The sequence below is a fragment of the Streptomyces sp. NPDC091412 genome (assembly GCF_044756885.1).
In the GTDB taxonomy this organism is placed as follows: domain Bacteria; phylum Actinomycetota; class Actinomycetes; order Streptomycetales; family Streptomycetaceae; genus Streptomyces.
In genome coordinates, this window is record NZ_JBIVTV010000001.1 from 249,242 (window position 1) to 265,269 (window position 16,028).

General features: G+C 71.2%; 16 protein-coding genes. 1 reads left to right on the forward strand and 15 read right to left on the reverse strand.

All coding sequences use genetic code 11. From position 1 onward, the window contains the following. Positions 1–57: 57 nt before the first annotated feature. The 15 genes from ACIQMV_RS01125 to ACIQMV_RS01195 form a co-directional block, all read right to left on the reverse strand. Positions 58–678, reverse strand: a complete 621-nt coding sequence (locus tag ACIQMV_RS01125; RefSeq protein ID WP_141362557.1) for an ATP/GTP-binding protein — start codon at positions 676–678, stop codon at positions 58–60. Beyond that, positions 659–1,066: a DUF742 domain-containing protein gene (locus ACIQMV_RS01130; protein ID WP_402590175.1), complete on the reverse strand. Its 408-nt coding sequence runs from the start codon at positions 1,064–1,066 to the stop codon at positions 659–661. Before ACIQMV_RS01130 ends, ACIQMV_RS01125 begins: the two co-directional genes overlap by 20 nt. Beyond that, positions 1,063–1,470, reverse strand: coding sequence for a roadblock/LC7 domain-containing protein (locus ACIQMV_RS01135; protein WP_141362553.1), 408 nt, complete (start codon positions 1,468–1,470; stop codon positions 1,063–1,065). Before ACIQMV_RS01135 ends, ACIQMV_RS01130 begins: the two co-directional genes overlap by 4 nt. Continuing rightward, positions 1,467–3,086, reverse strand: a complete 1,620-nt coding sequence (locus tag ACIQMV_RS01140; RefSeq protein WP_402590177.1) for an ATP-binding protein — start codon at positions 3,084–3,086, stop codon at positions 1,467–1,469. The genes ACIQMV_RS01135 and ACIQMV_RS01140 overlap by 4 nt, the downstream gene beginning before the upstream one ends. A gap of 339 nt (positions 3,087–3,425) precedes the next feature. Continuing rightward, positions 3,426–6,278: a DEAD/DEAH box helicase gene (locus ACIQMV_RS01145; protein WP_401775243.1), complete on the reverse strand. Its 2,853-nt coding sequence runs from the start codon at positions 6,276–6,278 to the stop codon at positions 3,426–3,428. A gap of 75 nt (positions 6,279–6,353) precedes the next feature. Then, the gene (tatC, locus tag ACIQMV_RS01150; protein ID WP_141362547.1) at positions 6,354–7,295 is read right to left on the reverse strand and encodes a twin-arginine translocase subunit TatC; all 942 of its coding nucleotides are present in this window, start codon (positions 7,293–7,295) and stop codon (positions 6,354–6,356) included. Positions 7,296–7,344: 49 nt separating this feature from the next. After that, positions 7,345–7,641 (reverse strand): Sec-independent protein translocase subunit TatA, encoded by a 297-nt coding sequence (gene tatA / locus ACIQMV_RS01155; protein ID WP_141362545.1) that lies wholly within the window; start codon positions 7,639–7,641, stop codon positions 7,345–7,347. 257 nt (positions 7,642–7,898) lie between these two features. Further along, positions 7,899–8,093, reverse strand: a complete 195-nt coding sequence (locus ACIQMV_RS01160; protein WP_402590180.1) for a hypothetical protein — start codon at positions 8,091–8,093, stop codon at positions 7,899–7,901. A 10-nt stretch (positions 8,094–8,103) separates the two neighbouring features. Next, positions 8,104–8,397 (reverse strand): hypothetical protein, encoded by a 294-nt coding sequence (locus ACIQMV_RS01165; RefSeq protein WP_141362541.1) that lies wholly within the window; start codon positions 8,395–8,397, stop codon positions 8,104–8,106. Further along, positions 8,394–9,479: a helix-turn-helix transcriptional regulator gene (locus tag ACIQMV_RS01170; protein WP_402590182.1), complete on the reverse strand. Its 1,086-nt coding sequence runs from the start codon at positions 9,477–9,479 to the stop codon at positions 8,394–8,396. The genes ACIQMV_RS01165 and ACIQMV_RS01170 overlap by 4 nt, the downstream gene beginning before the upstream one ends. A gap of 19 nt (positions 9,480–9,498) precedes the next feature. Continuing rightward, the gene (locus tag ACIQMV_RS01175) at positions 9,499–10,503 is read right to left on the reverse strand and encodes a helix-turn-helix transcriptional regulator (protein ID WP_402590184.1); all 1,005 of its coding nucleotides are present in this window, start codon (positions 10,501–10,503) and stop codon (positions 9,499–9,501) included. A gap of 139 nt (positions 10,504–10,642) precedes the next feature. Next, positions 10,643–11,014 (reverse strand): FKBP-type peptidyl-prolyl cis-trans isomerase, encoded by a 372-nt coding sequence (locus tag ACIQMV_RS01180; RefSeq protein ID WP_141362535.1) that lies wholly within the window; start codon positions 11,012–11,014, stop codon positions 10,643–10,645. Between the two features lie 92 nt (positions 11,015–11,106). Continuing rightward, entirely contained in the window at positions 11,107–12,108 is a 1,002-nt protein-coding gene (locus ACIQMV_RS01185) for an FKBP-type peptidyl-prolyl cis-trans isomerase (RefSeq protein WP_402590186.1), read from the reverse strand. 141 nt (positions 12,109–12,249) lie between these two features. Then, positions 12,250–13,611 carry a Pup--protein ligase gene (gene pafA / locus ACIQMV_RS01190; protein ID WP_141362531.1) on the reverse strand — a complete coding sequence of 454 codons (1,362 nt, stop codon included), beginning with the start codon at positions 13,609–13,611 and terminating at the stop codon, positions 12,250–12,252. A 9-nt stretch (positions 13,612–13,620) separates the two neighbouring features. Then, positions 13,621–14,889, reverse strand: a complete 1,269-nt coding sequence (locus ACIQMV_RS01195; RefSeq protein ID WP_402590188.1) for an MFS transporter — start codon at positions 14,887–14,889, stop codon at positions 13,621–13,623. A 120-nt stretch (positions 14,890–15,009) separates the two neighbouring features. On the opposite strand from ACIQMV_RS01195, the gene ACIQMV_RS01200 reads away from it, so the two are divergent. Then, positions 15,010–16,026 carry a LacI family DNA-binding transcriptional regulator gene (locus ACIQMV_RS01200; protein WP_141362527.1) on the forward strand — a complete coding sequence of 339 codons (1,017 nt, stop codon included), beginning with the start codon at positions 15,010–15,012 and terminating at the stop codon, positions 16,024–16,026. Positions 16,027–16,028: the final 2 nt, after the last annotated feature.

Below are 16,028 nucleotides of genomic sequence, written 5' to 3' on the forward strand. Positions count from 1 at the left end.
GCGGTCGCTTTCGGAAACGGAAGAGGTGTGGGTGCGGGACGGGCCGACCGGTGCGGATCAGGGGAGCGAGCCCGTCGCGGCGAGGGAGTGCAGGAAGCGCGTCAGCGTCATCAGCACATCGCGGCTGGAGGCGCGGCGCCGCGCGTCGCACTCGACGATCGGGATCTCCTCGGACAGGTCGAGCGCGGCGCGCAGTTCCGGGAGCGGGTGACGCGGCGCGTCCGGGAAGGAGTTGACGGCGACGACGAAGGGCACGCCGCGCTCCTCCAGGCGGCCCATGACGTCGAAGCTGACCTCCAGCCGGCGGGTGTCGGCCAGCACCACCGCGCCGAGCGCGCCCTCGAACAGCCCGTTCCACAGGAACCAGAAACGCTGCTGGCCGGGGGTGCCGAAGAGGTAGAGAACCAGGTGGTCGCTGATGGTGATGCGGCCGAAGTCCATCGCCACGGTGGTGGCGCTCTTGGACTCGGAGCCGTAGTCGTCGTCGACGCCGATACCGGCCTGGGTCATCGTCTCCTCGGTGGTGAGCGGCCTGATCTCGCTGACCGAGCCCACCATGGTCGTCTTGCCGACCCCGAAACCACCGACGATCACGATCTTCGCCGCGGCCTGGGCCGTGTGCGGCAGATGGTCCTCGGTGCGCGGGCCGGGAATGGTGTCAGAGCCTTTGAAGTCCATGCATCACCGCTTCGAGGAGGTGTCGGTCGGGGACCGCCCGGCGGACGATCGGCGCGCGGGCCTGCACGAGGCCGGCCGCGAGCAGCTCGGTGATCAGGGCCGTCGTCGCGCTGAACGGCAGGGTGAGGTAGGCCGACAGCTCGGCCACGGACAGCGGGGCGGTGCACAGCCGCAGCAGCGCCACCTGCTCCGGGGTGGCGGACGGCGGCGGCTCGGTGCGCGCCACGATCAGGGTCACCAGGTCGACGGCCGCGCGGGCGCCGTCCTCGCCCGCACCGGCGACCACGTACAGCCGCTCGGGGTGCTTCTCCTCGCCCTGCCCGGCGGGTCCGGGGGGAGGTGGCGGTTCGTGGCCGGGGGAACGCCTCTGGCGCCGCGGAGGGGTCATACGGTCTGCCCGCCCCGCCGCGGCGGACTGGTCAGGTGGGCGCCGATGCGGACCACGAGGTCGCGCATGCGGGCGCTCATGAGGCCGGGTTCGGTGCGGATGTCGGCGAGCACGGCGAGATAGGCGTTGGCCCCCGCGGACATGAGGTAGAAGTAGCCGCCGTCGATCTCGATGACGACCAGCTTCATCCGGCCGTCGCTGCCCGGGATCTCCACGGCGACGGCGGTCGCGAGGCTCTGGAGTCCGGCACAGGCCGCGGCGACCCGGTCGGCGGCGTCGGCGTCCCCGCCGTAGCGGGCGATGCGCAGTCCGTCGGCCGAGAGCACCACGATCATCTCGATGCCCGGCACGCTGTCGTGGAGCTCCTTGAGCATCCAGTCGAAGTTGGCTCGCTGCTGGATCACTTGAGGTCCCCCTCGTCGTCGGCCCGGACGTCGGCCTCGGCTCGGGCCGGCTCCTCGATCAGGTGCAGATACGCGGTCGGGTCCTGAGTGAACGCCGTCGGGTCCGGGCCCGGGTTGTCCTTCTTCAGCCCGTCCCAGAACGCCTCGACCCACAGGCCCGGTTCGGAGTCCTTCCTCGTGGGCGCGGGCCCGGGTGGGGGCACGGCCCGCACCGCCCCGCCCTCCCGCTCGGCGGCGGCCTGCCCGGCGCCGCGCCGGCTCAGCGGGGTCCTGGTCCGGCTGCGGCGCTGCGGCAGGCCGCCCGCCGTCCACTCGGTGACCTCGGGGACCTCGTCGTCCGCCGGGGACACCGCGGCGGGGACACGGGGGCTGGTGGGGCGGCGCCTCTTCGGGGCGCGCTCGGGGCCCGCCACTGCGTCCTCCCCGGGAGCCGGAACGGAGGTCGCGCCGATGCCGTGGGCGAGTCCCGGAGCGGGATCGATGGTCGTCATGTCGCCGGGCACGACGAGGACCGCGCGGACACCGCCGTAGGCGGAGGCCCGCAGGGAGACCTGCATCTTGTGCTTCGCGCACAGGCGTCCCACGACCGCGAGGCCGAGGCGGGGAGTGTCACTGAGGTCCAGCGGGTCGACCCCGGCCCTGGCCGCCTCGAGCAGGCGCTCGATCCGGGTGCGGGTCTCCTCGTTCAGGCTGACGCCGCCGTCCTCGATCTCGATGGCGACGCCGGTCTGCACCTCGACGGCCGTGACGTGCACCTTGGTCTGCGGCGGCGAGTAGCGGGTGGCGTTGTCGAGGAGTTCGGCCGCGGCGTGGATGACGGGCTCGACGTCGACGCCCTTGATGTTGACCTTGGCGATGGAGTGCAGTTCGATGCGCCGGTACTCCAGGATCCGGGACATGGCGCCGCGCAGCACGCTGTAGAGCGTGACCGGGTTGGGCCACTGCCGGCCGGGGCGGCCGCCGCCGATGACGGAGACGGAGTCGGCCAGGCGGCCGATCAGCGCGGTGCCGTGGTCGATGCGCAGCAGGTCGTCGAAGACCTCGGGGCTGCGGCCGTGGTCCTCCTCCATCTCCCGGAGTTCTCTGGCCTGTTGGTGCACGATCGCCTGGACGCGCCGGGCGATGCTGACGAAGGCGCGCTGGGTGGAGTCGCGGATGTTCTCCTCGTCGTCCACGATCTTGAGGATCATGCGCACCACCGCGCGCTGCGACTCGGGGATCCGGCGCCACTCGGGGTGGCCGTCGACGATGTCGCGCATCACCTCGGGAGGCGTGTGGCTGGCGCGCAGGTGGTCGACGGCGGCGGGGAGGATGTCGGAGGCGAGACGGTGGATCTCCCGGTCGTGGGCGGCCAGGCGCCCCTCCAGGTCCGCGGTGCGCCGGGCGTGCTCCGCCCGCTGGTCCCGGATGGTGCGTCCGCGGCGCACCGCTTCGGCGCCCGTGCTGAGCACCAGCAGGGTGGCGACGGCGCCGCAGCAGGCCACGGCGAGGCGGGCCGAGTCCGTCACCAGGGCGACGGCGGCCCCGGTGGCCGCCGCCATCACCAGGGCGGGCAGCAACAACACGCGCGCGTAGGGAAGTTCACGGCCACCGGGGGGCGATTGAACACTCACCATGTAAGCCCTCTGAGAAGAATCGGCTGGGTTCGGGCAGCTTCCAGTGGGGGTACGTCATGAAACTGACGGGAATTTCGGCACGTTTGAGGACGCTTGGGAGCAAGCTCACGAACAACCTCAACTCGCTGCGCCGCGGGCGAGCATAATCCGGTCGGATCATCGCCATGTCATATTCAGCAACGGCCTGAAACGGGGCGCGCGGCAGGAGTACGCTCGGGGCATTTGCACGCCCCGGCTCCAATCGAACACGTACGGTGACGCAGTGCGGGCATACGAAAATCACATGGTCCCGGCGGCACCCACCGGGACCATGTGATCGATGCGATCGTCCGGCTCCGCCTACCCGACCGAGGAGTAGGCCACGACCCCCCGCAGCAGCCCCTCCACCGCCTTGCGCGCGTTCTTGGCCACCGACGAGCCCTCCACCGGCGCCGCCGCCGAGATCTGGCCCAGCACGTCGATCACCTGCTTGCACCAGCGCACGAAGTCGCCCGCCGGCATCTCCGCCTCGCGCAGCACCTCGTCCAGGCCCTTGCCGGAGGTCCACATGTACGCGGCCCAGGCGAAGCCGAGGTCGGGCTCGCGCTGGCCCACCCCTTCGGTCTGGTTGATGCGGAAGTCCTCCTCCAGGGCGTCCAGCCGGCCCCAGATCCGCACCATCTCGCCGAGCGCCGCCTTCGCCTTCCCGGAGGGCAGCTTGGGTGCCATGGCGTCGTCACTGACCCGCGCCTCGTACACCAACGCCGAGACACAGGCGGCGAGTTCGGCCGGCCCCAGGCCCTCCCAGACGTGCTCGCGCAGGCATTCGCTGGCCAGCAGGTCGAGTTCGCCGTACAGCCGGGCGAGCCGCTTGCCGTGCTCGGTGACCTCGTCGCCGCGCAGATAGTCGAGCTCGGTCAGCAGCGCGACGATCCGGTCGAAGGTGCGCGCGATGGTGTTCGTACGGCCCTCGATGCGGTGCTCCAGCTGCTTGGTGTCGCGCAGCAGCCGGTGGTAGCGCTCGGCCCAACGGGCGTGGTCCTCGCGGTCGTCGCACCCGTGGCAGGGGTGGGCGCGGAGCGCGGTGCGCAGCCGGGCGATCTCACGGTCGTCGGCCGCCTGGGAGCGCCGCTTGCGGTGCCGCTCCGCCGGGATGTGCCCGGCCTTGGTGCGCAGCGCGGAGGCGAGGTCACGGCGGGACTGCGGGGAGCGCGGGTTGAACGACTTCGGGATCCGCATCCGCTCCAGCGGCTCCACGGGCACCGGGAAGTCGATGGCCGCCAGCCGCTTGACCTGACGCTCGGCGGTCAGCACCAGCGGGCGCGGGCCGTCGTGGTACTCCAGGCCGCGGTGGCCGTTGGAACGTCCCGCGGGCAGACCCGGGTCCAGCACCAGCGCCAGACCCGCGAACTTGCCGGTGGGGACGTGGATGACGTCGCCCGGCTTGAGCTTCTCCAGGGCGACGGCCGCCTCGGCACGCCGCTGGGACGCGCCCTGCCGGGCCAGCTCCGTCTCGCGGTCCTTCAGTTCCCGGCGCAGCCGCGCGTATTCCGTGAAGTCGCCGAGATGGCAGGTCATGGAGGCCTTGTAGCCGTCGAGTCCCTCCTCGTTGCGCTGCACCTGCCGGGAGATCCCGACGACCGACCTGTCGGCCTGGAACTGCGCGAAGGAGGTCTCCAGCAGCTCGCGCGAGCGGTGCCGCCCGAACTGCTCGACCAGGTTGACCGCCATGTTGTACGACGGCTTGAAGCTGGAGCGCAGCGGGTAGGTGCGGGTGCCGGCCAGGCCCGCCAGGTGCTCGGGGCTCGTGCCGCGCTGCCACAGCACCACCGCGTGGCCCTCGACGTCGATGCCACGGCGGCCGGCGCGACCGGTGAGCTGCGTGTACTCGCCGGCGGTGATGTCGGCGTGCTGCTCGCCGTTCCACTTCACGAGCTTTTCCAGCACCACCGAGCGGGCCGGCATGTTGATGCCGAGGGCGAGGGTCTCGGTGGCGAAGACCGCCTTGACCAGACCGCGCACGAACAGCTCCTCGACGACCTCCTTGAAGGTCGGCAGCATGCCCGCGTGGTGGGCGGCGATACCGCGCTCCAGGCCCTCCAGCCACTCGTAGTAGCCGAGGACGTGCAGGTCCTCGGCCGGGATGGCGGCGGTGCGCTCCTCGACCAGGGCGCGGACGCGCTCGCGCGCCGGCTCGTCGTTGAGTCTCAGGCCCGCGTGCAGGCACTGCTGGACGGCGGCCTCGCAGGCGGCGCGGCTGAAGATGAAGGTGATCGCGGGCAGCAGGCCCTCGGCGTCCAGGCGCTCGATGACCTCGGGACGGCTCGGCGTCCAGATCCGGGACCGCTGTCTGCGCTCCCGCTCACGGTCGGCCTCGCGCATCGCGCGGCCGCGCCGGCGGTCCTGGAACGAGGGGCGGCCGGCCTCCATGCGGGCCATGCGCGTGAGGTCGGGGTTGACGGCCTTCCGGTGGCCCTCGCCCTCCTCGAACAGGTCGTACATCCGGCGCCCGGCCAGCACGTGCTGGAACAGCGGAACGGGCCGGTGCTCGGAGACGATCACCTCGGTGTCCCCGCGGACGGTGTCCAGCCAGTCGCCGAACTCCTCGGCGTTGGACACGGTCGCCGACAGGGACACCAGGGTCACCGACTCGGGCAGGTGGATGATCACTTCCTCCCACACGGCGCCGCGGAAGCGGTCGGAGAGGTAGTGCACCTCGTCCATGACCACATAGCCGAGGCCGAGCAGGGTCTGGGAGCCGGCGTAGAGCATGTTCCGCAGCACCTCGGTGGTCATCACGACCACCGGGGCCTCGGAGTTGAGGCTGTTGTCGCCGGTCAGGAGGCCCACCTTGCCGCTGCCGTAGCGGCGGCACAGGTCTGCGTACTTCTGGTTGGACAGCGCCTTGATCGGCGTCGTGTAGAAGCACTTCCTGCCCTGCTGGAGGGCGAGGTGGACGGCGAACTCGCCCACGATCGTCTTGCCGGAGCCGGTGGGCGCGGCGACCAGTACGCCCTTGCCCGCCTCGAGCGCCTGGCAGGCCTCGATCTGGAACGGGTCGAGGCCGAAGTCGTACATCTCGCGGAATCCCGCGAGGGCGGTGGCCTGCTCGGCAGCTCGCCTGCGCGCTGCCGCATACCGCTCGGCCGGTGAGAGGTCCTCTGTCATCGTGCTTTCGAGCGTACCGGGCCGCACCGACAACAGGACGATCATTATCCCGATCGCCCCCGAGGCGGAAAAGCCGGCCGCTCGCGGTGCGAGCGGCCGGCCGGGAACCCGCGGCGGTGATCAGGTCACGTCGTCGTACCCGTTGACCCGGTCCGTCTGCTCGGGCAGGGCGCGGCGGGTGGTGACGGGTTCGACCTCGTCGATCTCCTCGGGGGTGAGGTCGAGCTCGGAGGCTTCGTCGTCCGACGGCCCCAGGGCCGCCAGGCGGTCCTTTCGGCGGTCGTTGAACAGGGCGATGATCACCGCGATGAAGTACAGCCCCCAGATCGGCGCCGCCAGCGCCAGCATCGTCAGGGGGTCGGCGCTCGGCGTGGCCACCGCGGCGAACGCCGTGATGCCGACGACCATGCCGCGCCACCAGCCGAGCATGCGCTTCCCGGACAGGATGCCGGTGAGGTTGAGCATGACGAGCAGGAGCGGCATCTCGAACGAGAGGCCGAAGACGATCACCATGCGCGAGACGAGGTCGAGCAGGTCGTCCAACGGCAGCAGGTTGTCGACATCCGCGGGCGTGAAGCCGATCAGCACCTTGGCGGTGGTGGGGAGCACCTTGTAGGCGAGGAGGCCGCCACCGAGGAAGAGCGGTACGCCCGCGCCGACGAAGGCGTAGGCGTACTTCCGCTCGTGCTTGTGCAGGCCGGGGGCGACGAACGCCCACAGCTGGTAGAGCCAGATCGGCGAGGCCAGCACCACCCCGGCCATCAGCGACACCTTCAGTGCCAGGGTGAAGGGCGCCAGCAGACCGTTGATCGTGAGGTGTGCGCAGGTGGTGCTGCTGCCCGATTTGGCCAGTTCCTCGAAGGACTGCCCACACCCCACCGAGCTCAGCACCGGCTTGGTGATGAAGTTGACGATGTCCTTGTAGAAGAAGGCGGCGACGATCGTCACGACCAGGATCGCCAGGACACCTTTCCCGAGCCGGTTGCGCAGCTCACGGAGGTGATCCGCGAGCGACATCCGCCCCTCGGGGTCCTTCTCCTTCTTGCGGGCGGACTTGAGCAACCCACATCCTCATCTCGTGCAGCGGACCGGAAGGGCTCCGGTCCTCCCGTCAGCGCTGAGTCGTGTCCGTCGGCTCGTTGACCGGGCGCGAGCTGGTCACGTCACCGGGCGCGGCCTGGATGGTGCGCTGGGCCGAGGACTGCTGCTCCTCACCGGCCGGAGTCGCCGAGCCGGCCGCGTTGGTCGACTTCGCCTCGTCCTTCATCGCCTTGGCCTCGCTCTTCAGGATGCGCGCGGACTTGCCGAGCGAGCGCGCCATGTCCGGGAGCTTCTTCGAACCGAACACCAGGACGATAACCAGGACCAGGAGCACCAGATGCCACGGCTCAAGTGCGTTGCGGAACATAAAGTCTTCACCTTCTCACTGAGGCGGGGCGGCGGGCATGTCCGACCACTCGGACAGGTGTCTGACCTCGTGCTGGCAGCGATCGTAACGCCCGGGGGTGAACGCTGAGCAATCCCCGTGCGTACTCCTGCTGGGCGACCCGTGCCTCTTAGTGCGGGCCATGACCAGCAGCGTACCCGGCCACAGGGGCAGGATGGCAGGGCGAGGCGATCGAAAGGGCACGGCGTTCGGGACTTCCCGGACTTTCCCGGCGGGACTCACCGCGACTCCAGCGACCGGGCGGCGCTCAGGCTCGCCCGCTCCAGGTCCTCGGCGACCCGGTTGATGCGCTGCGCCGACTCCGTGACCTGCCGGCCGAGGCGCTGCGCCTCGACGAAGACCCGGACGGCGAGCACTCCGAGGACGGCCATCCCCACGAACCCCACGGCCACCGCGAACATCGCCCAGAACATGACGCCGAGCCTAGAGGGCCGAGTGCAGGCGCAGCGTGCTGACCCCGCCGCCGGTGAGCAGTTCGACGATCCGCTCGCCGGCCGGCTTGCGGACCGCGGTGCCGCATTCGGGGCAGGTGAACGAGTAGAAGGTGGTGCGGCTGCTGGCGCCGACGACCAGGCGCAGCGCGCCCGCGGCGAGCTCGAACCGGCCCCGGCAGTCGGGGCAGCCCGCCCGAAACACCACCGGAGTCACGCTCCGCATCCCGGCGAACGCCGCCGCCACCGACATCTCACGCACCCCAGCCGTCGCCGACTCGCTCAAAGCCCCTGCTCCTGCCTGTCGTACCGACCGTCGTGAACCACGTCCGCACCCCCGGGCCCGCCCGCCGCGACGGCGTCCGCGGGGCCCCCGGCCCCGTCGTCCGCCGGCTCGTAGGCGGCCAGGGCCTCACGGGCCGCCCGCCGGGCGCTGTCGGCCAGCTCCCGCGGGGCGACGATCCGGCCTTCCCGGCCCAGGCGCAGCGCCAGCCGCCTGAGCGACGCCGGATCGGGCGTGCGCAGAGTGATACGCAGTCCGCCGTCGGGAAGCTCATCGGCACTGTCGTGCGGGTAGTACTCGGCGACCCAGCGGCCACCGGGACCGACCTCGACGACCACCTCCGGGTCCTCAGCGGCCGGCTGGACCAGGGCCTGCGACAGGTCGCGCAGCTCCATCTCCGGCGGTGCCGAGGGCTCGTCGAGGATCTTGATCTCGACGACCCGGTCGAGCCGGAAGGTGCGCCGCGCCTCGGAGCGGCGGCACCAGGCCTCCACGTAGGTGTGCCCGACGCTGACCAGGCGGATGGGGTCGATCTCGCGCTCGGTGACCTCGTCGCGGGCGGGCGAGTAGTAGCGGATCCACAGCCGGCGGCGCTCGGAGATCGCCCGGTCCACGTCGGCGAAGACCCCGCCCTCGGACTCGAAGGTCACCGACAGCCGGGAGCTGGCCCCGGCGGCCTCGCCGGCCGCGGCCTCCACCTTGGCCGTGGCCCGCAGCAGGGCCTGCCGGTCGCTCTCCCGCAGTCCGGGCAGCGTGGCCACCGCGCGCGCCGCCACCAGCAGCGCGGTCGCCTCGTCGGCGGCCAGCCGAAGCGGCTCGGCCGCCTCCGCCCCGAGCGCGGCGGGGTTGTGCCACCAGATGCGCTCGCCGTCGGTGTCGATGTCGAGCAGATCGCCGCCGCGGAAACTCGTACCGCACATGGGCAGTACGTCGAGGTCGGAGACCAGCTCGTCCTCGGTGATGCCGAAGGCGCGCGCCACGTCCTCGATCCGGGCGCCGGGGCGCTCCCTGAGATACGTCACCAGGGAGAGCATCCGCCGGGTCTGGTCGATGGCGCTCGCGGGCCTGACCGGTTTGCCTGCCACAGTGTCGCTCCGCTCCCCCTCAGCCCCCGGCCACGGCACGCAGCCGGTCCAGCACGTCCGCCCGCAGCTCGGCCGGCTCCAGGACCACCACGTCCGGTCCGAACTCGACCAGCCAGGCGTCCAGCCCGTGTCCGTACGGGATCTCCAACTCGTCCCAGCCGTCTCCCAGTTCCCGCACTGCGGTGGCCTTCGCCCGGAGGGGGTACCCCGCGTCCGCGCGCAGCCGGATCCGCGCGGAGCGGTCGGCACTCTCGCCCGCCCAGCTCGCCACGGTCTCGCGGACGGTGACGACGTCCGGGACCGGCGCGGTGAAGCCGCTGCCCCGGGAACGGACCCTGCCGGTGATCCTGGACAGCCGGAAGACCCGCTCGGCTCCCCGGTCGCGGTCGAACCCGGCCAGGTACCAGTGGCCGCGCCAGCACTCCAGCGCCCACGGCTCGACGTGCCGGGTCCCGGGCTGGGCGGCGTTGGCCTTGCGGTAGTCGAAGACGACCGGCCGGCGGTCGCGGCAGGCCAGCATCAGCGGCTCGAAGGCGGCCTCGTGCACCGGGATGCGCGGCTCCAGCGCGCCGTGCGCCTCGTAGGGGTCGACGTCCTCGGGCAGCCCGGCCGCGCGCAGCTTCTGCAGGGCGCCGCTGGCCGCCCCGGCCAGCCGGGCCTGCTGCCAGACCTTGGCTGCCAGACCGAGCGCGGCGGCCTCCTCGGCGTCGAGGGTGATGGGCGGCAGCCGGTTGCTGTCCCGGCGGGCCAGGTAGCCGACCTCGCCGTCCAGGCTCTCGACGGTCTCGATGACCAGCCCGAGCTCACGCAGGTCGTCCTTGTCCCGCTCGAACATGCGGTTGAAGGAGTCGTCGGACGCCGCAACGCCGCTCTTCTCCGACCCGGAGGCCGCGCCCCTGTCCCGGCCGGAGGCCTCGACGTAGGCCTCGATGGACTCCCGCAGCTCGCGCTTGCTCAGCGGCCGCCGCGTCCCGAGCAGGCACAGCGCCAGGTTCATCAGCCGCTCGGCCTTGGCAATGGCCATCGACGCCCTTCACCTTCCGTATGGTCCTTACGACCGATGACCGTACCGCCCCGCAGCGTACGGACAAAAGCCGAGGCCCATGCCCGGACAGGCATGGGCCACGGATGATCGGATCCAGCACGGATCCGGTGCACGACGATCAGACCGCGACCAGGTCGCAGACGAAGATCAGCGTCTCGCCCGGCTTGATCCGGCCGCCCGCGCCGCGGTCGCCGTAGGCGAGGTGCGGCGGGATGGTCAGCTGGCGGCGCCCGCCGACCTTCATGCCCTGCACACCCTGGTCCCAGCCGGCGATGACCTGGCCGATACCCAGCTGGAAGCGGAGCGGCGTGCCACGGTTCCAGGAGGCGTCGAACTCCTCGCCGGTGGAGAAGGCCACGCCGACGTAGTGGACGGCGACGGTGTCGCCGGCCTTGGCCACGGGCCCGTCGCCCTCCCAGATCTCCTTGATCTCGAGATCCGCCGGGGGCTCGCCGCCCGGGAAGTCGATCTCGGGCTTCTCGATGCTCACGTGTTTCTCCTGCTCATCTACGACAAGGCAACCTGCACAGTCTTACATCCCCGCCGGGTGCGCGGCCCGCGCCGGGAGACCGTGGCGCGGTGCTACATCGCCGCCAGGATGTCCACCGTGAAGACCAGCACCGAGTCCTTCTTGATGCCGCTGTTGGGGGGCGGGTTGTCGCCGTAGCCCAGGGCCGGCGGAACGACGATCAGGACCCGGCTGCCGACCTTCTTGCCGGCCAGTCCGTCGGCCCAGCCCTTGACGACCTGCTGGAGGGAGAACGAGGTCAGCGCATCGCGCTTGTACGTCGAGTCGAACTCCTTGCCGCCGTCCCACAGCACGCCCTTGTACTGGACGAGCACGGTGTTCTCCGGCTTGACCACGGGACCGTCGCCCTCGATCACGTAGTCGGCCACGAGCTTCTTGGGCGCGGCCGTCCTGGGCACGGTGATGGACGGGGCGGCGCCGTCGGTGTTGGTGCCGATCTTGGGCAGGTCGGCGTTGTCCTGGGCGACCGTCTTGCCCTTGGCCGAGCTCTTGGAGTTGAAGGTGTCCTGGAGGTCGACGACGAACACCAGCGTGTCGGTGCCCTTGATCCCGGCCTGGGCGTTGCCCTGCGTGCCGTATCCCCAGGTGGGCGGCACGGAGAACAGGACGCGGCTGCCCACCTTCTTGCCGGCGAGGGCATAGCGCCAGCCGTCGATGATCGTGCCCTGGGCGAGCTGGATGACGAGGGGGGCCTTGCGGTCGTAGGAGTTGTCGAAGAGCTTCGCCGAGTTCCAGATCTGGCCCAGGTAGTGCGCCTGGACGTAGTCGTTCTCCGCGATGGTGCGGCCACCGCCCGCGATCACCGTCTTGACGGCGATGTCCTTCGACGGGTCACCACTGCCCTTGGCGACGGTCGGCTTCTCGCCGAACTTCGTGCCCGCGGTGATCGCCGGCAGCGGCCCGGAGACGATCTTCGGCGAGGTCGCAGCGGACGGCTCGGAGGGCGACGGCGACGCGCTCTCGCTGGCCTTGCTCGAACCGGCCTTGTCGTTGCCGCAGGCGGCCAGGGTGACAAGTCCCGCGGGTACGGAAAGAAGAAGTGAGCGTCGGCGCACGGTGGGGGCCTCGTAATCGGTCGATCTTCTGATGGCGTGCGCGCAACTCTACGTCGTGAGCGGGGCGCCGTACGGTGAACGTACGGCGCCCGTGTGGCGTTCCGGTTCTCGTGTTGATCCGGCGCCCTCGTCCCGCCGGGCTCACATTCCGGCGATCAGCTTCTCCACCCGGTCGTCCACCGAACGGAACGGGTCCTTGCACAACACCGTCCGCTGTGCCTGGTCGTTGAGCTTCAGGTGCACCCAGTCGACGGTGAAGTCCCTGCGCTGTTCCTGCGCCCGCCGGATGAAGTCGCCGCGCAGCCGTGCCCGAGTGGTCTGCGGGGGAACCGACTTGCCCTCGAAGATCTTCATGTCGTTGCAGATCCGGGTGGCTTGACCCTTCTTCTCCAGCAGGTAGTACAGGCCACGACGGCGGTGGATGTCGTGGTAGGCGAGGTCTATCTGGGCGACCCGCGGGTGCGACATGGTCATGTTGTGCTTGGCCCGGTACCGCTCGATGAGCTTGTACTTCATCACCCAGTCGATCTCGGTGCCGATGCGGTCGAGGTCCTCGGTCTCGATCGCGTCCAGCGTACGGCCCCACAGCTCCAGCACCTGCTCCACCGTGCCGGTGCGGATACCGCGCCGCTCGCAGAAGTCCACGGCCTTCTCGTAGTACTCCCGCTGCACCTCCAGCGCGGAGGCCTCCCGGCCGCTGGCCAGGCGCACCTTGCGGCGGCCCGTGATGTCGTGGCTGACCTCGCGGATCGCCCGGATCGGGTTCTCCAGGGTCAGGTCGCGCATCACCGTGCCCGCCTCGATCATGCGCAGCACCAGGTCGGTCGCGCCCACCTTGAGCAGCATCGTCGTCTCGGACATGTTGGAGTCGCCGACGATGACGTGCAGCCGCCGGTAGCGCTCCGCGTCCGCGTGCGGCTCGTCGCGGGTGTTGATGATGGGCCGCGAACGGGTGGTCGCCGAGGAGACGCCCTCCCAGATGTGCTCGGCCCGCTGGCTCACGCAGTACACCGCCCCGCGCGGGGTCTGCAGCACCTTGCCCGCCCCGCAGAGCAGCTGCCTGGTGACCAGGAACGGGATGAGGATGTCCGCGAGACGCGAGAACTCTCCGTGCCGTGCCACCAGATAGTTCTCGTGGCAGCCGTAGGAGTTGCCCGCCGAGTCGGTGTTGTTCTTGAAAAGGTAGACGTCGCCCGCGATTCCCTCCTCGTGCAGGCGTCGTTCCGCGTCCACCAGGAGTCCTTCGAGAATGCGCTCGCCGGCCTTGTCGTGGGTGACCAGTTCGATCACATTGTCACACTCGGGTGTCGCGTATTCCGGGTGTGATCCCACGTCGAGATAGAGCCGGGCGCCGTTTCGCAGAAACACATTGCTGCTGCGGCCCCATGACACGACACGGCGGAAGAGGTACCGCGCCACCTCGTCAGGCGACAGGCGGCGCTGTCCCCTGAACGTGCACGTGACGCCGTACTCGTTCTCCAGCCCGAAAATGCGGCGGTCCATGACTGAACATTACGCCCGATCCTCTGCGCTCAAACGGGGTTCGGCAGCACGATTTGGATCATTTTCCGATGAAGCAGCAACCACCGCCCGCCCAACGGGAGCTGTGAGGACCCGCCCGGTGACCAGCAACACCAGCAGCGACACGGCCCCGGCGACGCCCGGCACCGCGAAGCCCCAGAGCGCGCCACCCCCCTCGACCACCGGGCCCGCGACACCCGTTCCGACGGACGCGCCCACGGTGAACGTCGTCACCAGCCAGGAGAAGGCCTCCGTCACCGTGCCGGCCGGCGCGTGCCGGTCCACGATGATGAACGCGCAGGCGATGCAGGGCGCCAGGAACACCCCGGCCAGCACCGTCAGCGCCACCATGGCCACCGCTCCGGGCATCAGCAGCAGCGGCAGGTAACACACCGCCAGAAGACCCACCAGCAGGCGCAGTCGCCGCTCGGGCGCGCCGGCCCACTGGCGCGCGCCGTAGACGGCGCCGCCGACCAGCGCGCCCAGCCCCAGGGCGGCCATCAGCCAACCGTAGACCGCGTCTCCGCCGTGGTCGTCCGCGTAGGGCACCGCCGCCACCGTGATGGAGCCCATGGCGACACCGACGAAGAGGAACGCGCCGAGCAGCGCCAGCAGGCCGGGCGAGCGCAGCGCGCCCAGCCAGTGCGCCTCCCGGGGCGCCGAACGCCAGGCCCGCGAGGGCGGCGAGACGACCACGGACAGCGCGCCCAGTACGCCGACGGCGTTCAGCACCACCAGCGCCGCCTGCGCCGACCACAGCGAGACGCAGAGGGTCACGAGCAACGGGCCGACGGTGAACATCACTTCCTGTGCGACGGCGTCCATCGCGTAGGCCGTGTGCACCTGGTCGTCCCTGCGCAGCACCGAGGGCCACAGCGCCCGCAGCCCGCCCTCCAGCGGCGGGGTGAAGAGCCCGGCCGCCGCCACGGCCGTGTACGCCACGGCGGGCGGCTGGGTGCCGGTCAGGGCGAAGACCGTCATCGCCAGCGCCGCGGCGAGCGCGGCGGGCAGCTGGACGCGGGGCTGTCCGTGCATGTCCACCAGGCGCCCGAGCACGGGCTGGCCCACCGCGTTGGCCACGCCGTACACCGCCGCCAGCGCCCCCGCGAGGCTGTACGTGCCGCCCTCCGCGCGGACGAACAGCACGATGGCGATCGCCGCGGTGGCGTTGGGCAGCCGCCCCACGAGGGTGCCGGTCAGCAGCCGGGCGGCGTGCCTCGCCCTGAGGATCTCCAGGTATCCCCCGAATCCCACGGCCATCGCCTGCCTTCCACCGGTTCGCCCGAGGTGCTGGAGCAACCTCTGGTGTTACGTATAACGTCCTCGGTCATACGTACCATGTGCGCTGTTCACCAGTCCAGACGAAGGAGCGTCCCCGCGGTGGCACGAAGCAGCACGCGCCCCACCAGCCGTGACGTCGCGCACGCCGCCGGGGTGTCCCAGGCCGCCGTCTCCCTGGTCCTCGGCGACAAGTGGCGCGGCCGGGTGTCGCAGGCGACCGCCGAACGGGTGCGCCGGGCCGCCGAGGAACTCGGCTACCGGCCCAACCTCGCCGCCCGCAACCTGCGCCTCGGCCGCACCCGGACCGTGCTCCTGGTCGTCCCCGCGCTGACCACCGAGTTCTTCGCCGGCGTCTACACCGGCGCCGCGCGCGTCGCCGCCGAGCACGGCTTCGGCGTCGTCCTCTACCCCTCCCCCGAGGGCATCGGCCCGGCCCGGAACCCGTTCGCCTCGGCCCAGGCGGCGCTGGACGGCGTGATCGCCTCCTCCATGGCCGCCGACGCGCTCTCCGCGATCCGCGGCGACCAGCTGCCGCTGGTCATGCTGGACAGCGACCCCGCGGGCAGCCTGGGCGCCGCGACCGTCAACCTGGACATCGCCGACGGCGTACGCCAGGTCGCCGACCATCTGCTCGGGCTCGGTCACCGGCGCTTCCTGCACCTCGCGGCGGACGTGGCCTCCTGGACCTTCGAGGTGCGGGCGAGGGAGCTCGGCGCCCGGGTGGGCGCGGTGCCCGGCACCTCGGTGCGCACCGCGCGCGCCCCCATCTCCATCGAGGACGCCAGGGCCGCCACCGAGGCCGCCGTGAGCGCCCCCGGGCCCCGGCCCACCGCGCTGGTCTGCGACGACGACAAGCTCGCCGCGGGTGCCTACAAGGCCCTGCGACGCCTCGGCCTGCGCGTGCCCGACGACGTCTCCGTCACCGGCCTCGACGACCTCGCCCTGGCCACCGCCATCGACCCCGAGCTCACCACGGTGCGGCTGGACGCCGAGCTGTTCGGCGAGCGGGGCATGCACGCCCTGCTGGCCGTTCTGGAGGGCCGCGCTCCCGTCGGCGGGGACATCCCCGTGGAACTCGTGGTACGGGGCTCCACGGCGCCGCCCGGCCCCTCCTGAAA

Coding starts and splice junctions, on each gene's coding strand:
- ACIQMV_RS01125 (WP_141362557.1), bottom strand. CDS start 678: ATGGACTTCAAAGGCTCTGACACCATTCCCGGCCCGCGCACCGAGGAC.
- ACIQMV_RS01130 (WP_402590175.1), bottom strand. CDS start 1,066: ATGACCCCTCCGCGGCGCCAGAGGCGTTCCCCCGGCCACGAACCGCCA.
- ACIQMV_RS01140 (WP_402590177.1), bottom strand. CDS start 3,086: ATGGTGAGTGTTCAATCGCCCCCCGGTGGCCGTGAACTTCCCTACGCG.
- ACIQMV_RS01145 (WP_401775243.1), bottom strand. CDS start 6,278: ATGATCGTCCTGTTGTCGGTGCGGCCCGGTACGCTCGAAAGCACGATG.
- tatA (WP_141362545.1), bottom strand. CDS start 7,641: ATGTTCCGCAACGCACTTGAGCCGTGGCATCTGGTGCTCCTGGTCCTG.
- ACIQMV_RS01160 (WP_402590180.1), bottom strand. CDS start 8,093: ATGTTCTGGGCGATGTTCGCGGTGGCCGTGGGGTTCGTGGGGATGGCC.
- ACIQMV_RS01175 (WP_402590184.1), bottom strand. CDS start 10,503: ATGGCCATTGCCAAGGCCGAGCGGCTGATGAACCTGGCGCTGTGCCTG.
- pafA (WP_141362531.1), bottom strand. CDS start 13,611: ATGGACCGCCGCATTTTCGGGCTGGAGAACGAGTACGGCGTCACGTGC.
- ACIQMV_RS01195 (WP_402590188.1), bottom strand. CDS start 14,889: ATGGCCGTGGGATTCGGGGGATACCTGGAGATCCTCAGGGCGAGGCAC.